Below are 19,459 nucleotides of genomic sequence, written 5' to 3'. Positions count from 1 at the left end.
CATGAGTGAGCACTTCGTCGGAGCGGGCTGGGCCTTCCCGCTGCGCACGAGCCCCGGCGGCTCCATCGCGCTGGTGCGGCGCGACCGCGAGATCGAGGAGGCGATGCGCCTGGTGCTGGCGACGGCACCGGGCGAGCGGCCGATGCGCCCCGAGTTCGGCTGCGCGGTGCACGAGCTGGTGTTCGCGCCGGTCAACGACGCGACGATGGGCCGGATCCGGTACGAGGTGCTGACCTCGCTCGAACGCTGGGAGCCGCGCATCGAGGTGGACGAGGTCACGGTGACGCCCGCGCCCGACGAGCCCACGACCCTGTTCATCGACGTCCGCTACCAGGTGCGCGGCACCAGCAACCCGCGCAGCCTCGTCTTCCCCTTCTACGTCATCCCCTCCGAGGACTGATCCCACCCATGGCCCTGCCCGCACCCCATCTCGACGACCGCCGCTTCCAGCAGTTCGTCGACGACGCCAAGCGATACATCCAGCAGGCGTGCCCCGAGTGGACCGACCACAACGTCTCGGACCCCGGCGTCACCCTCATCGAGGCCGTCGCGCACATGGCGGACCAGCTCGTCTACCGGCTCAACCGGGTCCCGGAGAAGAACCACCTGGCCTTCCTCGACCTGCTGGGCATCACGCTGTTCCCGCCCGCCGCCGCCCGCGCCGACGTCACGTTCTGGCTGTCGGCGCCGCAGCCCGAGCCGGTGCTGCTGCCGTCGGGCACCGAGGTCGCCACGGGCCGCACCGAGACCGAGGAGGCGGTCGTCTTCGCGACCTCCGCCGACCTGACCGTGGTCCCCTGCGAGCTGGGCCACTTCCTGCGGCAGGAGTCGGGGGGCGCGCCGGAGGAGCGCACCACGGACATCGAGAGCGGCACGGACGTGGCCGCGTTCTCGGCCGCGCCGCGCGTCGGCGACCTGCTGCTGTTCGGGCTGACCGCGGCCGTGCCGAACAACGTGCTGGTGCTGGAGCTGGACAGCCGGGTGGACGGCGTCGGCGTCGACCCGCGCCAGCCCCCGCTGGTGTGGGAGGCGTGGACGGCCACCGACGGCTGGGTGGAGTGCGAGGTCGAGGAGGACTCGACCGGCGGTCTCAACAGGCCGGGCGAGGTCGTGCTGCACATGCCGGCCGCGCACGCCGTGTCGCGCCTGGGCAAGCACGAGGCGGGCTGGGTGCGCTGCCGGGTCGTGGAGGCCGTGCAGGGCCAGCCGTTCTACAGCGAGTCGCCCACCGTGCGCTCCAGCGCCGCCTACACCATCGGCGGCACGGTGCGGGCCGCGCACGCCGACACGGTCAGGGACGAGTCGCTGGGCGAGTCCGAGGGCGTCCCCGCGCAGCGGCTGCGCCTGGCGCACGCGCCCGTCGTGGACCGGCCGCCGCTGCTGCTCCAGGTCGCGGAGGGCGGCGGGCCCAACGACACGGCAGAGGGGACCGACGGGGTCGGCGGGGCCGACGGCGACGAGCGGGCCGGGTCCGGCTGGCGCGAGTGGACGCTGGTCTCCGACTTCGCCGCCTCGCGCCCGCACGACCGGCACTACACGCTCGACGCGACGACCGGCGAGATCGCGTTCGGCCCCGCCGTGCGCCAACCCGACGGATCCGTACGGTACTTCGGGGCCGTACCGCCCAAGGGGGCGGCGATGAGGGCCGTCCAGTACGGCACCGGCGGCGGCCGCTCGGGCAACGTGGCGCGCTCGACCATCTCCGTGCTGCGCAGCTCCATCCCGTACATCGCGCGGGTGGAGAACCGCGAGGCCGCGCGCGGCGGCGTGGACGGCGAGACCGTCGAGGAGGCCAAGGTGCGCGCCCCGGTCACGCTGCGCGCCCAGGAGCGGGCCGTGACCGCGCGGGACTACGAGGAGCTGGCGCGCCGCGCCGCGCCGGAGACCGCGCGCATCGCGTGCCTGGCGGCGGACTCGGCCGAGGCGGGCGAGAACGCGGTGCGGGTGCTCGTGGTGCCGCAGGCCGTGCCCGACCTGGGCGGCAGGCTGCGGTTCGAACAGCTCGTGCCCGGCGAGGAGCTGCTGAGCAGGGTGACCGGCTTCCTGGACGAGCGGCGCCCGCTGGGCACCAGGCTCGCGGTGGGGCCGCCGTTCTACCAGGGCGTCACGGTCGTGGCGACGCTGCACGCGTTCCGGGCGGCGAAGGCGGAGGAGGTGCGGGCCAAGGCGCTGGACGTCCTGTACTCGTACCTCGACCCGCTGACGGGCGGCGCGCTCGGCGAGGGCTGGCCGTTCGGGCGGCCGCTGCGGGCGGGCGAGATCTTCGCGGCGCTCCAGCGGGTGCCGGGCGTCGAGCTGGTCGACGAGGTGCTGCTGCACCCGGCCGACCCGCTGACCGGGCGCAGGGGCGACTCGACGGACCGCATCGAGCTGAACCCGTCCGCGCTGCTCTTCCCGTTCGACCACCGCGTGCGCGTGATCGAGGCGCGGTGAGCACGTCGAACGCGTCCGGTACGCCGAGCGGTTCCGGTACGTCGAGCAGGGGCACGGTCCCCGGCCTGGCGACGCCGCACCCGCTGGGCGACTCGCTGCCCGCCGTCTACGCCGACGACGACTTCGGGCAGCGGTTCGTCTCGGGCCTCGACGTGGTCCTGGCCCCGGTCTTCAACGTCCTGGACTCCCTGGAGGCGTACTTCACGCCCGCGCTGGCCCCGACCGACTTCGTGGACTACCTGGCGTCCTGGGTGGGCGCCGAGCTGGACGGCACCGAGTCGCTGCCGGTACGCCGCTACGCGGTCTCGGCGGCCGTCGCCCTGCACCGGGTGCGGGGCACCCGACACGGCCTGTCGGCCGCGGTGCAGCTCGCCTTCGGCACGGCGCCGGAGATCGTCGAGAGCGGCGGCGCGACGTGGTCGGCGCGCCCGCTCGGCCCGTTCCCCGGCGCGACCGAGGCCGCGCTGAACGTCACCCTCCGGGTGCCCGACCCCGCGGCGGTGGACGTGCACCGGCTGCACGCGGTCGTCGCGGCGGCCCGCCCCGCGCACTTGCCGTTCACGGTGCAGGTGTCCACCTCCCGTACCTCCGAAGGAGCATGACAGCCATGTCCGACCCCCAGACCCGCCCCTGCCCGGAGTGCGCGACCCCGGTGCGCGCGTCGGGTCAGTCGTTCTGCGACACGTGCGGCGCGTTCCTGCGCTGGGACACGCCCGCGACGCCGTCCGCGTCCCCGCAGGGCGGGGCGGCACCGCAGGGCACCGGGGCCCCGCACGGTCAGGCTCCGCACGGTCAGGCTCCGCGGGGCGGGGCTCCGGAGGCGACCACGACGCCGCTGCCGACGGTGCAGCCCCCGGCGCAGGCCGCCGCGCAGCAGGCACCCCGGACACCCCAGGCAGCCCCGCAGCAGCACGCGCCCCAGCCGCAGGCACCGCACCAGCAGGCACCGCAGGCCGCGCAGGCCCCGCAGGCCCCGCAGGCCGCCGCACCGCAGCAGGCCGCGCCCCCCGCCGCGTCGCCCGCCCCGTCCCCCGCCGTGCCGCCCGGCATGCCGTCCGTGACCCCGGCCGCACCGCCCGCACCGCCCGCACCGCCCGCGCGCCCGGCGGGACCGCCGCAGGGTCCCTCGGACACCGTCGCCCGCTCGCTGCTGGTCCCCGTGCCCGAGGCCACGCCCAGCACGCCCGCGGCGGCCCCGGTGCTCCCGGCCCGCCCGGACGCGGCGCGCCCCGCGGTGCGCGGCCCCGAGCAGCAGGCCCCGGTGTACGGCGGCACCCCGTGCCCGGCCTGCGCGACGCCCAACACGCCGGGCCGGCACTTCTGCCGCGCCTGCGCGACGCCGCTCCAGCCGCGCCACCTGAACACCGCCGACGGCCCGTACGCGGGCCAGCGGCCGCGCCTGGGCCGCGACCGGCGCCGCTGGATCGCGCGGGCGCTGATCGCGACGGCCGTGGTCGGCCTCGTGGTCGGCGGCATCTTCGGCGGGCCGCCCGCGGCGCGGGCGGTGCAGGACCACTTCGCCAAGCGGGTCCCGGTCCACCCGACGGACTGGAAGGCGTCGCACTCCGACCCGAGGCAGACCGCGAAGCTGGCGGGCGACGGCTACTCCAACACGTGGTGGGGCACGGGCTACCGGGGCGACGCGCCCGGCCAGTACCTGGAGGCGATCTTCAGCGAGCCGACGGACCTGCTCCAGCTGCTGATCACGCCGGGCAGCTCGAAGAACACGACGCAGGCGGACGGGCAGTCGACCCCGCGGACGTTCGACCTGGTGGTCAAGGACTCGGCGGGCAAGGTCCACACCTCGCACCACCGCATCAACGACGGCGGCACGCAGAGCGTGAAGCTGCGGGTGCGGGACGCGCTGTCGGTGCGGCTGGTGCTCCAGACGGCGTGGCGGGTGGACCCGAACAAGCAGATCGCGATCGCGGAACTGGAGTTCTTCGGCAGGTCGGCCGCGACGTCCTGACGGGCGGGGCGTCGCGCCTCCGGGGCCCGTTGCCCCGGGGCGCCGCCTCTTCCGCGCCCGGCCCTCGTGGCCGAACCGCACCCCGGCATGCGAAAGGGCCCGCGATCCGTGGATCGCGGGCCCTTCGCACGTACGGGTTACTTGTCCGCGTCGGCCTTCTCGGCGGCCTTCTCCGCGACCGCGGGCTTGCGCAGCGCGATGTTCAGCTCGCGCAGGCGGGCCTCTTCGAGGACCGTGGGCGCGCCCATCATCAGGTCCTGCGCGTTGCCGTTCAGCGGGAAGGCGATCGTCTCGCGGATGTTCGGCTCGTCCGCGAGCAGCATCACGATGCGGTCGACGCCCGGGGCGATGCCGCCGTGCGGCGGCGCGCCGAGGCGGAACGCGCGGAGCATGCCCGCGAACTCCTTCTCGACGGTCTCCGCCTCGTACCCGGCGATCTCGAACGCCTTCAGCATGACCTCGGGCTCGTGGTTGCGGATCGCGCCGGAGGACAGCTCGATGCCGTTGCAGACGATGTCGTACTGCCAGGCGAGGATGTCGAGCGGGTCCTTCTCCTCCAGGTCCTTCATGCCGCCCTGGGGCATCGAGAAGGGGTTGTGCGAGAAGTCGATCTTGCCGGTCTCCTCGTCCTTCTCGTACATCGGGAAGTCGACGATCCAGCAGAACCGGAACACGCCCTCCTCGAAGTGCCCGGCGCGCTTGGCGGCCTCGACGCGGACCGCGCCCATGATCTTCGAGACCTCGTCGAACTCTCCGGCGCCGAAGAAGACCGCGTGGCCCGCGGCCAGCCCCAGGCGCTCGGTGAGGACCTTGACGTCCTCGTCGGTGAGGAACTTGGCGATCGGGCCCGCGAACGCGCCGTCCTCGCCCACGCGGATCCAGGCCAGGCCCTTCGCGCCGTGCTCGACCGCGTACTCGCCGAGGCCGTCGAAGAACTTGCGGGACTGCCCGGCGGTGTCGGGCACCGGCAGCGCGCGCACGTGCTTGCCCGCGAACGCCTTGAACCCGGAGTCCGCGAAGACGTCCGTGATGTCGACGAGCTCCAGCTTGGCGCGCAGGTCGGGCTTGTCGTTGCCGTACTTCAGCATCGACTCGCGGAACGGGATGCGCGGGAAGGGCGAGGTGACCTCGCGCCCGCCGCCGAACTCCGTGAACAGCTCGGTCATCAGCCGCTCGATCGGCTGGAAGACGTCCTCCTGCTCGACGAACGACATCTCGACGTCGAGCTGGTAGAACTCGCCCGGCGAGCGGTCGGCGCGGGCGTCCTCGTCGCGGAAGCAGGGCGCGATCTGGAAGTACCGGTCGAAGCCGGAGATCATCAGCAGCTGCTTGAACTGCTGCGGCGCCTGCGGGAGCGCGTAGAACTTGCCCGGGTTCAGGCGGGAGGGGACGACGAAGTCGCGGGCGCCCTCGGGGGAGGTCGCGGTCAGGATCGGCGTCGCCATCTCGTTGAAGCCCAGCGCGACCATCTTGGAGCGGATCGCGGCGATGACGGCCGAGCGCAGCATGATGTTCCTGTGCATGCGCTCGCGGCGCAGGTCCAGGAAGCGGTACTCCAGGCGCCGCTCCTCGTTGACCCCGTCCTCGGCGTTGATCGTGAAGGGCAGCGGAGCCGCGGCGCCCAGCACCTCGACCTCGCCCGCCTCGATCTCGATCTCGCCGGTGGGCAGCTCCGGGTTCACGTTGTCGGCGCCGCGCGAGACGACCTTGCCGTCGACCCGGACGACCGTCTCCTTGGAGAGCTTGTCCAGCACCTCGGCGGCGGCCGTGCCCGGACGGGCGACGAGCTGCGTGATGCCGTAGTGGTCGCGGAGGTCGATGAAGAGGATGCCGCCCAGGTCGCGCCGATTGTGCAGCCAGCCGCTCAGCCGGACGTCGGTGCCGACGTCAGAGGCGCGGAGCTCGCCGCAGGTGTGGGACCTGTACCGATGCATCGTCGTTCATCCAGCCTTCGGGATCGGAGGTGCTTCATCGATTGAGTGGATCCCGACAAGGTTACCGCCCACCTCAAGATCACCTTCCGATACTCTCGGTGGCGACTTATCGGCAGATCTTCTTAAAGTGGGGCAATGCGCACCGAGGAAGTCCTGGTCGCCGTCGCGACCGGCCTGTGGCGCTGGGACGACGCCGCCGGGACGGTCACCCTCGACGCGGAAGCCGCCCGGCTCCTCGGGCTGCCCGCCGAGCCCGCCGTCCTCAGCGAGGCCGCCGCCCGTTCCTGCTTCCACCCGGTGGACTGGAACGAGATCAACGGCATCGTGCAGCTCGCCGTCGCCGAGGGCACCCTCGCCGAGGCCAGGCTGCGCATCATGGACGGCTCGGGCCAGGTCGTCCGTACGGTCCGCAGCCGCACCCGCCCCATCGGGGGCCCGCACGGCTACCAGCTCATCGGCACCGTCCAGGAGGTCGCCGAGCCCCACCCGGGCACCACCGCCGCGCGCGGCCCGGTCACCGGCGACTGGCGCCGCTCCCGCGAGGCGTTCCTGCTCGACGCGGGGCGCGCGCTCGCCGAGGCCAGGTCCACCGCCGAGGTGCTGCGGGTCGCCGCTTCCCTGTCCATGCCGGGCTTCTCGCCCGACGGCCTCGCGGTCTTCGGCGTCGCGGGCGACCGGCTCACCATCACCGGCCACCACGGGCACAGCGCGGACGACGAGAGCCCGTTCGCCAACATGCCGCTCGACACCGAGTACCCCGCCGCCGAGGTCGTCCGCACCGGCCGGGCCATCTACCTCCCCACCCCGGAGGACTACCGCGCCCGCTACCCCGCCAGCTGGTCGCTCGTGCAGCGCTTCGGCCGCCAGTCCTGGGCGTTCGTGCCGCTCGTGGTGGCCGGGCGGACCATGGGCGCCTGGATGGCGGCGTTCAAGCACCCCGTCGCCTTCACGCCCGACGAGCGCTCGGTGCTCACCACCGTCGCCCGGATGCTCGCCCAGGCCCTGGCGCGGGCGGGCCTCGCGGAGACCGAGCGCGAGCTGTCCCAGGGCCTCCAGCGGACCATGCTGCCCACGCTCGTCCCGGAGATCCCCGGCATGAGCTACGCCGCGCGGTACGTGCCCACCGGCGGCGGCCTCCAGGTCGGCGGCGACTGGTACGACATGATCCCGCTGCCCGGCGGGAACGTCGCGCTGGTCATCGGGGACGTCCAGGGCCACGACGTGGCGGCGGCCGGGGTGATGGGCCAGCTGCGGATCGCCCTGCGCGCGTACGCCGCCGAGGGGCACCGCCCCGGCGCGGTCCTCTCGCGCGCCTCCCGCTTCCTCGCGGGCCTCTCCGAGCGCTTCGCGACCTGTCTGTACGTGGAGGTGGACCCGGCCTCCGGGACCCTGCACGCCGCCCGCGCCGGCCACCCCGACCCGGTGGTGCGCGCCGCCGACGGCACGGCCCGGATCCGGCCCACCGACGGGGGCCTGCCGCTCGGCGTCGAGGCGGACTCCGACTACCCGACGACCCCGCTCGTCCTGGCCCCCGGCGAGACGCTGCTGCTCTGCACGGACGGCCTGATCGAGACCGGCGGCCACGACATGGAGTCCGGCTGGGCCCGGCTGCGGCCGCTCGTGGAGTCCCACGGCACGGAGGGCCGCGACGCGCTGGAGCGGCTGGCCGACGCGCTCATCGGGGCGGTGCACGGTCCCGGCTCGCACTACACGACGGGCCCGCTGGCCGACCGGCGCGAGGACGACATCGCGCTGCTGCTGCTCTCCCGGGACGCGGGGCCCTCGCCGCGCACGGGCACGGCGCCCCGGAGCACCGCGCTGACCATCGCCCAGGCCGAGCCCCAGCGGATCGGCGCGGCGCGCCGGGAGCTGCGGCAGATGCTGCACGACTGGGCGGACGCGGAGCAGGTGGACGCGGCGGTGCTCATGGTCTCCGAGATGGCGACGAACGTGCTGGTCCACACGGACGGCGACGCGCTGCTCCTGGCGGAGATCAGCCCGGGGCCGGGACCCAGGAGGCTGCGGGTGGAGGTCGCCGACGCGAGCGACGAGCTGCCGCACAAGCGGCGCCCGGGGGAGATGGCCTCCAGCGGCCGGGGCCTGGTCCTGATGGAAATGCTGGCGGACGCGTGGGGCGTGGACCCCAGGGGCGAGGGCAAGTCGATCTGGTTCGAACTGGAGGAACGCGAGGCGCCCCGGTGACGGGCCGGTCCGCAAGGGGCGCGGGGAGGGGCCTGCCCGCCCCGGGCGATAAGGACGGCGCCCCGGGCAGCGGGACCCCCGCGAGGGAAACGCCCGCCCCGGGCGACGGCCACCCCGTCAGGGCGCCGCGGGCTCCTCGGGGGCGTACCGCTTCCGCAGCTCCCCCACCACCCCGAAGAACGCCGCGCACACCGGCACCGCCAGCAGCATCCCGAGCAGCCCCGCCACGCTCGCCCCCGCCGTCAGCGCCACCATGATCATCGCCGGATGCATCTGCACGGTCCTGCTCTGCACCATCGGCTGGAGGATGTGCCCCTCCAGCTGCTGCACCGCCAGCACCACCCCCAGCGTCCACAGCGCCGTCCCCACCCCCCGGTCCGCGAGCGCGACCAGGCAGGCGACCGCGCCGGAGAGCACCGCCCCGAGGAACGGGATGTACGCGCCGATGAAGACGAGCGCGCCGAGCCCCACCGCCCCCGGCACCCGCAGGACCAGCAGCCCCACGGTGATGCACACCGCGTCGATCAGCGCGATGATCGTCGTCCCCCGCATGAACCCCTCGACGGCCTCGAAGGCCCGCCGGGCCATCGCCTCGACCATCTCGCCCGTGCCGCGCGGCGCGACCGTGTGCGCGAGCCGCGCCGCCCGGTCGGAGTCCTTCAGGAAGAAGAAGGTCAGCAGCAGCGCGAGCACGGACGTCGCGACGAGCGAGCCGATGACGCTCAGCCCCGCGAGGACCCCGCTCGCCGCCCCCGCCCCGAACTTCTCCAGCAGTTGCTTGCTGTTGGCGGCGAGGTCCTCGATGCCCTTGCCCTCGAAGCCGAAGTGGTCGGCGACCCACTGCACACCCTGCTTCACCGAGGCGAGGATCTGGTCGCCGGTGTCGATGAGCGCGCTGACCACGATGTACGCGGCTCCGCCGACGACCGCGACGAGCGCGACGCAGGTCAGCCCGGCGGCGAGCGCGCGGTTCACCCGCATCCGGATCAACCAGGCGTGGACGGGGCCCAGCAGGGCCGTGCCGAGGAGGGCGAGCAGCACCGGCGTGACGGCCGACTTGAGGACGATGACCAGCCAGACGGCGACCGCGACGACCCCGGCGACCAGCAGCAGGACGACGCACCACGCGGCGGTGCGCCGCGCCGCCTCGGGCAGCAGCGGCTTCGCCTCCGGGGCGGGCTGCTTCGCCCCCGGGGCGGGCTTCGGGTTCTCCACGCTCCCACCCGACCACGGAAGCCCGCCGATGTCCCATCGGCCGCGCCACCCGGGTGACGCCCCGTCACCCGCGCGGGGAAACCCGGCCGTCCCGTGGCGAACGGACCGGACCGGCTCACCCGGACGGCCCGCACTCAGTACGCTTGCGGCCATGTACGGCTACGACCAGAACCAGGGCGCCCAGCAGCAGCAGTACGCCTATCCCGAGCCGTCCCCGCCCTCGCTCGCCGACGCGGTGCGCGCCTTCACCACGGGGACGCTCGCCGCCGAGGACTTCCAGCAGGTCTTCGCGGGCTCGAAGGTCTACTGCCCGCGCGGGGACAACCCCGGCTTCCTGGCGCTGCACAACACCCAGCAGCCGGTCATCCCGATGTTCACCTCGCTGAAGGAGCTGCGCAGGTACGCGGGGAAGGAGTCCAAGTACTTCGTGATCACCGGCGCCGAGGTGATCGACCTGCTGCCCACCGGGTACGGCTTCGTGCTCGACATGGAGGGCGACCACCGGATGGTCTTCGACGCGAAGGCCGTGGAGCAGATGGTCGACTTCGCGATGCGCCGCATGTACGGCTGACCGCACCGCCCGCCCGCCCCGTCGACGACGCCGCCGACGACATCGACATCGCCGTCGACCGAGGCCCGCACCCCTGGCGAAGGGGTGCGGGCCTCCGGTGTCTTCCGGCCGTTCTCCGGGCCCGGCGGCCGCCCCGCAGCCGCCCGGGAATGAACCCCGCCTTGCGGGATGTTCACCATTCAACTAAATTGAAGGCCGAATCGTCCGGAGGTGGCCCCCATGCCCGCAGTGACCGTTGAAAACCCGCTGACCCTGCCCCGCGTCGAGGCTCCGGCCGACGCCGTCGCCCGTCCCGTCCTCGCGGTGACGACCGCTCCCAGCGGCTTCGAGGGCGAGGGCTTCCCGGTGCGCCGCGCGTTCGCGGGGATCAACTACCGGTACCTCGACCCGTTCATCATGATGGACCAGATGGGCGAGGTGGACTACGCGGCGGGCGAGCCCAAGGGCACCCCGTGGCACCCCCACCGCGGCTTCGAGACGGTGACGTACCTGATCGACGGAACGTTCATCCACCAGGACTCCAACGGTGGCGGCGGCACCATCCAGAACGGCGACACCCAGTGGATGACGGCGGGCTCCGGCCTGCTGCACATCGAGGCGCCGCCGGAGGCGCTGGTCCAGTCGGGCGGCCTCTTCCACGGCCTCCAGCTGTGGGTGAACCTCCCGGCGGCCGACAAGATGATGGACCCGCGCTACCAGGACATCCGCGGCGGCCAGGTCCAGCTCCTCGCCTCCCCCGACGGCGGCGCGCTGCTGCGGGTCATCGCGGGCGAGCTGGCCGGGCACGAGGGCCCCGGCATCACGCACACCCCGATCACGATGATCCACGCGACGGTCCGCCCCGGCGCCGAGGTCACGCTGCCCTGGCGGTCGGACTTCAACGGCCTGGCGTACGTCCTGGCCGGGCGCGGCACGGTCGGCGCCGAGCGCCGCCCGATCCAGCTCGGCCAGACGGCGGTATTCGGCGACGGCGGCTCGCTGACCGTGCGCGCGGACGACAAGCAGGACTCGCACACCCCGGACCTGGAGGTCGTCCTGCTCGGCGGCCGCCCGATCCGCGAGCCGATGGCGCACTACGGCCCGTTCGTCATGAACACCCAGGACGAGCTGCGCCAGGCGTTCGAGGACTTCCAGGCGGGCCGCCTGGGCACGGTCCCGGCGGTCCACGGCATGTGAGCCCCGCACGCCCCCGTCCCCCGTCCCCCCAGGGCGGTGACCTTTTCCGGTCACCGCCCTGGCCCTTTGCGCCCCGTTCGTAAGACCCTCGTCACATATGGACGATCAGGGGTTGCAGGTTATTACCGATGGGTAGCATCATCGTGGTTACTTGCTGGTATGCGTTACGAGAGGGCCGTCGCCATGGGGCACTACAAGTCGAATCTCCGCGACATCGAGTTCAACCTGTTCGAGGTCCTCGGCCGCGACAAGCAGTACGGCAGCGGCCCGTTCGGCGAGATGGACGTCGAGACCGCGAAGAGCATCCTCGACGAGATCCGCCGACTCGCGGAGAACGAGCTGGCCGAGTCCTTCGAGGACGCCGACCGCAACCCGCCGGTCTTCGACCCGGCCACGAACACCGCCCCGGTGCCGGCCTCCTTCAAGAAGAGCTACCAGGCCTTCATGGACAGCGAGTACTGGCGGCTCGGCCTGCCCGAGGAGATCGGCGGCACGACCTCGCCGCGCTCCCTGATCTGGGCGTACGCGGAGCTGCTGCTCGGCGCGAACCCGGCCGTCTGGATGTACTCCTCCGGCCCGGCGTTCGCCGGCATCCTGCACGCCGAGGGCAACGAGGCGCAGCAGAAGGTCGCCGCGATCGCCGTCGAGAAGCAGTGGGGCTCGACCATGGTCCTCACCGAGCCCGACGCGGGCTCGGACGTGGGCGCGGGCCGCACCAAGGCCGTCCAGCAGGAGGACGGCTCCTGGCACATCGAGGGCGTGAAGCGCTTCATCACGTCCGGTGAGCACGACATGTCGGAGAACATCCTCCACTACGTGCTGGCCCGCCCCGAGGGCGCGGGACCCGGCACCAAGGGCCTCTCCCTCTTCCTGGTCCCGAAGTTCCACTTCGACTGGGAGACCGGCGAGCTGGGCGAGCGCAACGGCGTCTACGCCACGAACGTCGAGCACAAGATGGGCCTCAAGGCGTCCAACACCTGCGAGATGACCTTCGGCGACCAGGCCGACAAGCCCGCCAAGGGCTGGCTGATCGGCGACAAGCACGACGGCATCCGCCAAATGTTCATGATCATCGAGTTCGCCCGGATGATGGTCGGCACGAAGGCCATCGCCACGCTCTCCACGGGCTACCTCAACGCGCTGGAGTACGCCAAGGAGCGCGTCCAGGGCTCGGACCTCTCGCAGTTCATGGACAAGACCGCGCCCAAGGTCACCATCACGCACCACCCCGACGTGCGCCGCGCCCTGATGACGCAGAAGGCGTACGCCGAGGGCATGCGCTCCCTGGTGCTCTACACGGCCACCGTGCAGGACGAGATCCAGGTCAAGGAGGCCGCGGGCGAGGACGCCAAGTCCCTGCACGGCCTGAACGACCTGCTCCTGCCGATCGTGAAGGGCTACGGCTCCGAGAAGTCCTACGAGCAGCTGGCGCAGTCGCTCCAGACGTTCGGCGGCTCCGGGTACCTCCAGGAGTACCCGATCGAGCAGTACATCCGCGACGCGAAGATCGACACCCTCTACGAGGGCACGACCGCGATCCAGGGCCAGGACTTCTTCTTCCGGAAGATCGTCCGCGACCAGGGCGCCGCGCTCAACCAGCTCTCCGAGGAGATCAAGAAGTTCCTCGCGGTCGGCACCGGCGGCGACGAGCTGGCCACCGCCCGCGAGCAGCTCGCCAAGGCGGCGGTCGACCTGGAGGCGATCGTCGGCGCGATGATCACCGACCTGACGGCCACCGGCGAGGACGTCAGGAACATCTACAAGGTGGGCCTCAACACCACCCGCCTGCTGATGGCCTCGGGCGACGTCGTCGTCTCCTACCTCCTGCTGCGCGGCGCGGCCGTGGCGCTGGAGGCCCTGCCGACGGCCTCCGCGAAGGACGTCCCCTTCTACCAGGGCAAGATCGCCGCGGCGAAGTTCTTCGCGGCGGACGTGCTGCCGGGCGTCTCCGTGGAGCGCGCGAAGGCCGAGGCCGTCGACAACGCGCTGATGGACCTGGACGAGGCCGCGTTCTAGCCCGTCCGCGAGCCGCGGTCCCGCTGTCCGCCCTGCCGTGAGCGGACAGCGGGACCGCGTTGTTGCGCCCCGTCATGCGCCCCGTCAGGGGCGCGGACCGGCGCCCGGGTGCGGCTCCACCGGGCCGCACGGACCCACCCGGCCCGCGGCAAGCCCACCACCGCCCCCGCTCCCGGCCCCCGACAGGAACCTCTCCGCGCTCAGGACGTCCCCGATCAGGACCGGATCCCGCGCGTCGTCACGACGGTCGTCCAAGGTCATCACCATGCTCCCGAGCCTGGCACACCCCACTGACAACACCCCGGGCCCAAAGCCGCCGCGACCCGCCCTCCCCCACAGTCCGACACCGTCATCGAGCTGAAGACCACCGAGTCGCCCCTCATCGTGGTCATCGAGCCCCAGGGCAGGGTGAAGGCCGACAAGCCCGGCGCCTGGGCCTGGTACCTCTCACGGATCCACGCGAAGTACCGCTGTCCGGTCGAGCTCATCGTGATCTGCCACGACCAGGCCACGGCCGACTGGGCGCGCCGCCCGATGGGCGTTCCCGGCATCGGCGGCCGTCAGTCGCTGGTGGTCTCACCGCTCGTGCTCGGCCCCGACAACACCCCGAGGATCACCGACCCGCGGCTCGCCGCCGCCGACGTCCACAAGGCGATCCTCTGCGCCCTCACGCATAGTGGCGATCCGGACCTCGCTGCCATACTGGACGCACTGGCCCTCGCCCTCGACACCCTCGACACCGAGCTGGCCGACCGGCTCGCCGAATTCACCGAAGACGGGCTGGGCGCCGGCCCCGCCGGAGAGCACTGGAGGCACCTCATGGACACCAAGAGCTACCGCTTCACGTCGATCTCCGCGCAGGAATTCGAGCGCCAGGCAGAAGAGCGCGGGAAGGCCGAAGGGAAAGCCGAAGGCAAGGCCGAGACCCTGCTCCGGATCCTCGCGCACCGCGGCATCGACGTCCCCGCCGACCAGCGGGCCCGCATCCTCCACTGCCACGACCTCGCCCGGCTCGACGTCTGGCTCGACCGGGCCTTCGACGTCACCAGCGCCGATCAGCTCGCCGGCCCCGAGGACCAGGCGCCGGGAAGCTCCGCCCCCACCGCCTCCGGCCCCACCGCCTGACCGGATCGCCGACAGGCCGTCGGAGTCGCGGCGGCGCTCGTTAGGGTGGGCTCATGAGTCCAGCACCCCGCTTCGACCGCGGCCACACCGACGACCTGATGTCCTTCCTCGCGGCGAGCCCGTCGCCGTACCACGCCGTGGCGACCGCCGCCGAGCGGCTGGAGAAGGCCGGATTCCGGCAGGTCGAGGAGACCGACGCGTGGGACGCGTCGAGCGGCGGGAAGTACGTGCTGCGCGGCGGCGCGATCATCGCCTGGTACGTCCCCGAGGGCGCATCGCCGCACACCCCGTTCCGGATCGTCGGCGCCCACACCGACTCCCCCAACCTCCGCGTGAAGCCGCTGCCCGACGCGGGCGCGCACGGCTGGCGGCAGGTCGCCGTGGAGATCTACGGCGGGACCCTGCTCAACACCTGGCTCGACCGCGACCTCGGCCTCGCGGGGCGCCTGACGCTGCGCGACGGCACGCACCGCCTCGTCAACGTCGACCGCCCCCTGCTGCGCGTCCCGCAGCTCGCCGTGCACCTCGACCGCGCGGTCAACACCGACGGGCTCAAGCTCGACCGGCAGAAGCACATGCAGCCCATCTGGGGCCTCGGGGACGACGTCCGCGAGGGCGACCTCATCCGGTTCGTCGCCGAGGAGGCCGGCGTCGACGCCGCCGACGTCACCGGCTGGGACCTGATGCCGCACGCCATCGAGCCGCCCGCCTACCTCGGCCGCGACCGCGAGCTGCTGGCCGGGCCCCGGATGGACAACCTCATCTCCGTGCACGCCGGGACCGCCGCGCTCGCCGCCGCCGCGACGGGCGGCGCGAAGCTCGACCACGTCCCCGTGCTCGCCGCGTTCGACCACGAGGAGAACGGCTCGCAGTCCGACACCGGCGCCGACGGCCCGCTCCTCGGCACGGTCCTGGAGCGCTCCGTGTTCGCCCGCGGCGGCAGCCAGGAGGACCGCGCCCGCGCCTTCGCCGGCACCGTCTGCCTCTCCTCCGACACCGGCCACGCGATCCACCCGAACTACGCCGAGCGCCACGACCCGACGCACCACCCGCGCGCCAACGGCGGCCCCATCCTCAAGGTCAACGTGAACATGCGGTACGCCACGGACGGCAGCGGCCGCGCCGTCTTCGCCGCCGCGTGCGAGCGCGCCGGGGTGCCCATGCAGAACTTCGTGTCCAACAACGCGATGCCCTGCGGCACCACCATCGGCCCCATCACCGCCGCGCGCCACGGCATCAAGACCGTCGACATCGGCGTCGCGATCCTGTCCATGCACAGCGCCCGCGAGCTGTGCGGCGCGGACGACCCGTACCTCCTGGCCAACGCGCTCGTCGCGTTCCTGGAGGACTGAGGGCGCGGAAGAGCGGGAGTGACAGCCTCCGGGGCGGGTACCCGGACGTCTCCGCCCACAGGCAGGAGGCGTTACCCATGGGCCTCGGAGGCTGCATCGCCCTGATCGCGGTCGGCGCGATCCTCACCTTCGCCACCGACTGGGAGCTCCAAGGAGCCAACCTCGACGTCATCGGACTCATCCTGATGGCCGTGGGGATCATCGGTGTCGCGACGTTCACCAGCATCGCCCGGCGCAGGCGCGCGGTCGTACCCACGGTCACACCGACCGTGGTCGACAGGGACGACAGGGGGCGCGGATACTGATGCGCACACGTACTGACTGACCAGTACAACAGCAGGACAACAGCAGGACGCCAGGGCAGACAGGAGTGGCACGTGGAGTTCCGTCTGCTCGGCGCGGTGTCGGTGGCGACCGGATCGGGTGAGCTGCCCCTGGGCCCCGCCAAACGCCGCAGCGTCCTCGCCGCCCTGCTGCTGCGCGCCAACTCCGCCGTCCCCGTCGCCCGGCTGATCGACGCGATCTGGCACGAGGAGCCCCCGGAGCACGCCCGCACCGTCGTGCAGGGCCACGTGTCGCGGCTGCGCGCGCTCTTCGAGGAGGGCGAGGCGCAGGCGTACGGCGTCGAGCTGACCACGCGCGGGCAGGCGTACGTCCTCCAGATGCCCGACGAGCTGCTGGACGCGCACCGCTTCGAGGAACTGCTGCAGCTCGCCAAGCACCAGAAGCACCCCTCGGACGCGGTGCTGATGTACCGCGAGGCGCTGGCCCTGTGGCGCGGCCCCGCACTGACCGGCACGGTCGCCAGCGAACCCCTCCAGGCCGCGGCGCACGCCCTGGAGGAGACCCGCCTGGCGACGGTCGAGAACCTCGCGGAGGCGTACGGGCAGCTCGGCGAGCACGCGAAGGCCGCGGCCACCCTGCACACCGAGGCCGTGGCGCACCCGCTGCGGGAGTCGCTGGCCGCCGCGCTGCTGCTCGCGCTGTACCGGGCGGGCCGCCAGTCCGACGCGCTGGACTGGTACCACCGCACCAGGACGCTCCTCGCCGAGGAACTGGGCGTCGACCCGGGCCCCGCGCTGCGCGGCGCCTACGAGGCGATCCTGCGGGGCACGGCCCCGGGCCCGGCCGCCGAGCAGGGACCGGCGGCGCCGTGGCAGCGCACCCGGGAGACGGCCGGGGACGCGGAAGCCGCGGCGACGGCCGGGGTGGTGACCGGGGTGGTGACCGGGGTGGTGACCGGCACCACCGCACTCGGGACACCGGCCGGGGCGGCCGCCGGGGCGCCGGACAAGACACCGGACAAGACACCGGCCGGTGCGGCGGAGGGCGCGGCGGACGGGAACGCCGCACCGGGCGCCCCCGCGGACACCACCCCGGCCGCCCCCGTCGCGCCCGCCCCCGCGGGGACCCGCGCCGGGCCCAGGCCCGACCTCCTGCCCCGCGCCCCGCGCGGCTTCCTCGGGCGCGACCGGGAGCTCGACGCGCTGGGCACCGCGCTCGACACCGGCGGCGACGCCCCCGTCGCCCTGCTCACCGGGCCCGCCGGCGTCGGCAAGACCGCGCTCGCCCTGCACTGGGCGCACCGCGCCGCCGGACGCTTCCCCGACGGGGCGCTCTTCGCCGACCTCAGGGGCTTCGCGCCGGACGGCGACGTCGACCCGCAGGACGTCATCCGGGAGTTCCTGCTGGCCCTGGGCGTGGCCCCGCGCCACATCCCCGAGTCGCCGAACGCCGCCGCCGCGCTGTACCGCTCGCTCACCGAGGAGCGCGCGCTGCTCGTCGTGCTCGACAACGTCCGCACCCCCGACCGGGCCCGCCCGCTGCTGCCGTCGGGGGCGCGCTGCGCGGCCCTGATCACGTCCAGGCGGCGACTCGGCGGGCTGATCGTCAGCGACCTCGCCCGGCCCGTGCCGCTGGAGGCGCTGGTGCCGGGCGAGGCCGCCGCGCTGCTGGCCGCCGCGGTCGGCGGCGACCGGGTCGGCGCCGAGCCCGGCGCGGCCCTCAGGCTGGCCGAGCTGTGCGACGGGCTGCCGCTGGCCCTGCGCATCACCGCCGCCCAGCTCGCCACCCGCCCCGGCTGGCGCCTCGCCGACCTGGCGGCCGAGCTGGCCGACGAACAGCGGCGGCTGACGCTGCTGTCCGTGGGCGAGTCCGACGGCGCGGACGGCTCGGGCGTGGCCGCCGCGCTCCGGCTGACCGTGCAGGACCTGCCGGCCGACGCCGCGCACCTGTTCCGCAGGCTGGGCGCGCTGCCGGGCCCCGACCTGGACCGGCACGCGGCGGCCGCGCTCGCCGACCTCGCGCCGCCGGCCGCGGCGCAGGCCCTGGACCGGCTGGCCGACGCACACCTGCTGACCGAGTACGCGCCGGGCCGCTACACCCTGCACGACCTGGTCAGGCTGTACGCGCGGGGCCTCGCGGCGGACGACGACGGCGGCGCGCTGCCGCGCCTGCTCGACCACTACATCTGCACGGCGCTGGCCGCGACGACCGCCGCCGAACCGGACGACAAGCCGTGCTGCACCCTCCCGCCCGGGGCGCGCGTGCCGGGCGACGTGCCGCGGTTCGCCGACCGGGACGCCGCGTTCCTCTGGTACGCCGCCGAGCGCGACAACCTCGCCGCCGCCGTCGTCGCCGCCCGCGCCTCGGGGGACGACGAGCGCGCGTGGCGGCTGGTCGTGCTCCAGTGGCCGTACCTGGTGTGGCACGTGCGCGACGGCTGGGTGCCGCTCCTGGAGGCGGCGCTGGCCGCGGCCGTCGGGCTGTACGACCCCGACGCCGAGTCCCGGATCCGCGCGCTGCTCGGCTGGGTGCTGACCGAGGAGGGCCGGCTGGCCGACGCGCTGGTCCACCTGCGCCTGGCGCCCGCGCTGGCCGCCCGCGCCGGTGACGTGTCGAGCGAGGCGACGGCCCTGGTGAACCTGTCGGTGGCGCTGGACCGGGGCGGGGTGAGCCCCGAGTCGCTGGCCCACACGGCGCGCGCCGCCGAGCTGATCCGCGGCACGGGCGACCTGATGACGGAACTGCTGGTGCTGGAGCACCGGGCCAGGCAGCTGCTCGCGGCGGGCGACGCCCCGGCCGCGCTGGCCTGCGCGCGCGTGGGCATCGCGCTGGCGGGGGACGCGTCGGACGGCCTGGTCGCGATCAGGAACGGCATGCTGACGGCCACCGCGGGCGCGGCGCTGCTGGATCTCGGCGACCACGAGGCGGCCCGCGCCGAGCTGCTGCGGGCGCGGGACGCGGCGGTGGTGCACGGCCACAAGGAGGGCGTGCAGCGGGCGGACGCCCAGCTCGACCGGATCGCGACGGCGGTGGAGCGGGGGACGACAGCGGAGCGTTAGCGGGGCGACAGCGGGACGCCAGCGCCGTCGTGGATCCTGATGGCGGCGCGGCGCGACCCACCCCCAAACGGGTCCGCCCCCCATGGATGTGGCGGACGGCATCACACCCCCCGTGTGCCGTC

Annotated in this window: 15 protein-coding genes; 12 read left to right on the top strand and 3 right to left on the bottom strand. The window is 73.7% G+C overall.

All coding sequences use genetic code 11. From position 1 onward, the window contains the following. The first annotated feature begins 1 nt into the window (after position 1). The 4 genes from ACIBNE_RS13275 to ACIBNE_RS13260 are packed head-to-tail and all read left to right on the top strand — an operon-like array spanning position 2 to position 4,402. Positions 2-400: a GPW/gp25 family protein gene (locus ACIBNE_RS13275; protein ID WP_399271631.1), complete on the top strand. Its 399-nt coding sequence runs from the start codon at positions 2-4 to the stop codon at positions 398-400. 8 nt (positions 401-408) lie between these two features. Then, positions 409-2,433, top strand: a complete 2,025-nt coding sequence (locus ACIBNE_RS13270; protein ID WP_399271630.1) for a putative baseplate assembly protein — start codon at positions 409-411, stop codon at positions 2,431-2,433. After that, on the top strand, positions 2,430-3,035 hold the full coding sequence (locus ACIBNE_RS13265) for a phage tail protein (protein WP_399271629.1): 606 nt from the start codon (positions 2,430-2,432) through the stop codon (positions 3,033-3,035). Before ACIBNE_RS13270 ends, ACIBNE_RS13265 begins: the two co-directional genes overlap by 4 nt. Before the next feature lie 5 nt (positions 3,036-3,040). Next, complete coding sequence (locus ACIBNE_RS13260) at positions 3,041-4,402, top strand: NADase-type glycan-binding domain-containing protein (RefSeq protein ID WP_399271628.1); 1,362 nt, start codon at positions 3,041-3,043, stop codon at positions 4,400-4,402. Positions 4,403-4,539: 137 nt separating this feature from the next. Here ACIBNE_RS13260 and aspS read toward each other — a convergent pair whose 3' ends face one another. Continuing rightward, positions 4,540-6,336 carry an aspartate--tRNA ligase gene (gene aspS, locus ACIBNE_RS13255; RefSeq protein ID WP_399271627.1) on the bottom strand — a complete coding sequence of 599 codons (1,797 nt, stop codon included), beginning with the start codon at positions 6,334-6,336 and terminating at the stop codon, positions 4,540-4,542. Positions 6,337-6,471: 135 nt separating this feature from the next. Between aspS and ACIBNE_RS13250 the strand changes: the two genes are divergently transcribed. Further along, positions 6,472-8,538, top strand: a complete 2,067-nt coding sequence (locus tag ACIBNE_RS13250) for a SpoIIE family protein phosphatase (RefSeq protein WP_399271626.1) — start codon at positions 6,472-6,474, stop codon at positions 8,536-8,538. A 117-nt stretch (positions 8,539-8,655) separates the two neighbouring features. Here ACIBNE_RS13250 and ACIBNE_RS13245 read toward each other — a convergent pair whose 3' ends face one another. Next, positions 8,656-9,753: an AI-2E family transporter gene (locus ACIBNE_RS13245; protein WP_399271625.1), complete on the bottom strand. Its 1,098-nt coding sequence runs from the start codon at positions 9,751-9,753 to the stop codon at positions 8,656-8,658. 151 nt (positions 9,754-9,904) lie between these two features. Here ACIBNE_RS13245 and ACIBNE_RS13240 point away from each other — a divergent pair, with 151 nt between their 5' ends. The 3 genes from ACIBNE_RS13240 (at position 9,905) to ACIBNE_RS13230 (ending at position 13,516) form a co-directional block, all read left to right on the top strand. Further along, positions 9,905-10,324 carry an SseB family protein gene (locus ACIBNE_RS13240; RefSeq protein WP_399271624.1) on the top strand — a complete coding sequence of 140 codons (420 nt, stop codon included), beginning with the start codon at positions 9,905-9,907 and terminating at the stop codon, positions 10,322-10,324. Between the two features lie 219 nt (positions 10,325-10,543). Next, positions 10,544-11,500 (top strand): pirin family protein, encoded by a 957-nt coding sequence (locus ACIBNE_RS13235; protein WP_399271623.1) that lies wholly within the window; start codon positions 10,544-10,546, stop codon positions 11,498-11,500. A gap of 183 nt (positions 11,501-11,683) precedes the next feature. Further along, a complete protein-coding gene (locus ACIBNE_RS13230; protein WP_399271672.1) occupies positions 11,684-13,516 on the top strand; it encodes an acyl-CoA dehydrogenase in 1,833 nt (610 codons plus the stop codon). 84 nt (positions 13,517-13,600) lie between these two features. Here the strand turns inward: ACIBNE_RS13230 and ACIBNE_RS13225 are convergent, their stop codons facing one another. After that, a complete protein-coding gene (locus ACIBNE_RS13225) occupies positions 13,601-13,783 on the bottom strand; it encodes a hypothetical protein (protein WP_399271622.1) in 183 nt (60 codons plus the stop codon). Between the two features lie 117 nt (positions 13,784-13,900). Between ACIBNE_RS13225 and ACIBNE_RS13220 the strand changes: the two genes are divergently transcribed. From ACIBNE_RS13220 to ACIBNE_RS13205, 4 genes are all read left to right on the top strand, one after another. Continuing rightward, on the top strand, positions 13,901-14,641 hold the full coding sequence (locus tag ACIBNE_RS13220; RefSeq protein ID WP_399271621.1) for a hypothetical protein: 741 nt from the start codon (positions 13,901-13,903) through the stop codon (positions 14,639-14,641). A 53-nt stretch (positions 14,642-14,694) separates the two neighbouring features. Then, positions 14,695-15,993: a M18 family aminopeptidase gene (locus tag ACIBNE_RS13215; RefSeq protein ID WP_399271620.1), complete on the top strand. Its 1,299-nt coding sequence runs from the start codon at positions 14,695-14,697 to the stop codon at positions 15,991-15,993. Between the two features lie 77 nt (positions 15,994-16,070). Next, positions 16,071-16,298, top strand: coding sequence for a DUF6458 family protein (locus ACIBNE_RS13210; RefSeq protein ID WP_399271619.1), 228 nt, complete (start codon positions 16,071-16,073; stop codon positions 16,296-16,298). A gap of 72 nt (positions 16,299-16,370) precedes the next feature. Beyond that, on the top strand, positions 16,371-19,337 hold the full coding sequence (locus tag ACIBNE_RS13205; RefSeq protein ID WP_399271618.1) for a BTAD domain-containing putative transcriptional regulator: 2,967 nt from the start codon (positions 16,371-16,373) through the stop codon (positions 19,335-19,337). The last annotated feature ends 122 nt before the right edge of the window (positions 19,338-19,459 follow it).

It is taken from the genome of Streptomyces sp. NPDC050504, from assembly GCF_044458065.1.
In the GTDB taxonomy this organism is placed as follows: domain Bacteria; phylum Actinomycetota; class Actinomycetes; order Streptomycetales; family Streptomycetaceae; genus Streptomyces.
This window is presented reverse-complemented; position numbering and strand designations above follow the sequence as displayed.

Bases quoted from the DNA above. Each gene is read 5' to 3' on its own strand.
- ACIBNE_RS13275 (WP_399271631.1), top strand. From the start codon at position 2: ATGAGTGAGCACTTCGTCGGAGCGGGCTGGGCCTTCCCGCTGCGCACG.
- ACIBNE_RS13270 (WP_399271630.1), top strand. From the start codon at position 409: ATGGCCCTGCCCGCACCCCATCTCGACGACCGCCGCTTCCAGCAGTTC.
- ACIBNE_RS13260 (WP_399271628.1), top strand. From the start codon at position 3,041: ATGTCCGACCCCCAGACCCGCCCCTGCCCGGAGTGCGCGACCCCGGTG.
- aspS (WP_399271627.1), bottom strand. From the start codon at position 6,336: ATGCATCGGTACAGGTCCCACACCTGCGGCGAGCTCCGCGCCTCTGAC.
- ACIBNE_RS13250 (WP_399271626.1), top strand. From the start codon at position 6,472: ATGCGCACCGAGGAAGTCCTGGTCGCCGTCGCGACCGGCCTGTGGCGC.
- ACIBNE_RS13240 (WP_399271624.1), top strand. From the start codon at position 9,905: ATGTACGGCTACGACCAGAACCAGGGCGCCCAGCAGCAGCAGTACGCC.
- ACIBNE_RS13235 (WP_399271623.1), top strand. From the start codon at position 10,544: ATGCCCGCAGTGACCGTTGAAAACCCGCTGACCCTGCCCCGCGTCGAG.
- ACIBNE_RS13230 (WP_399271672.1), top strand. From the start codon at position 11,684: ATGGGGCACTACAAGTCGAATCTCCGCGACATCGAGTTCAACCTGTTC.
- ACIBNE_RS13225 (WP_399271622.1), bottom strand. From the start codon at position 13,783: ATGGTGATGACCTTGGACGACCGTCGTGACGACGCGCGGGATCCGGTC.
- ACIBNE_RS13215 (WP_399271620.1), top strand. From the start codon at position 14,695: ATGAGTCCAGCACCCCGCTTCGACCGCGGCCACACCGACGACCTGATG.
- ACIBNE_RS13210 (WP_399271619.1), top strand. From the start codon at position 16,071: ATGGGCCTCGGAGGCTGCATCGCCCTGATCGCGGTCGGCGCGATCCTC.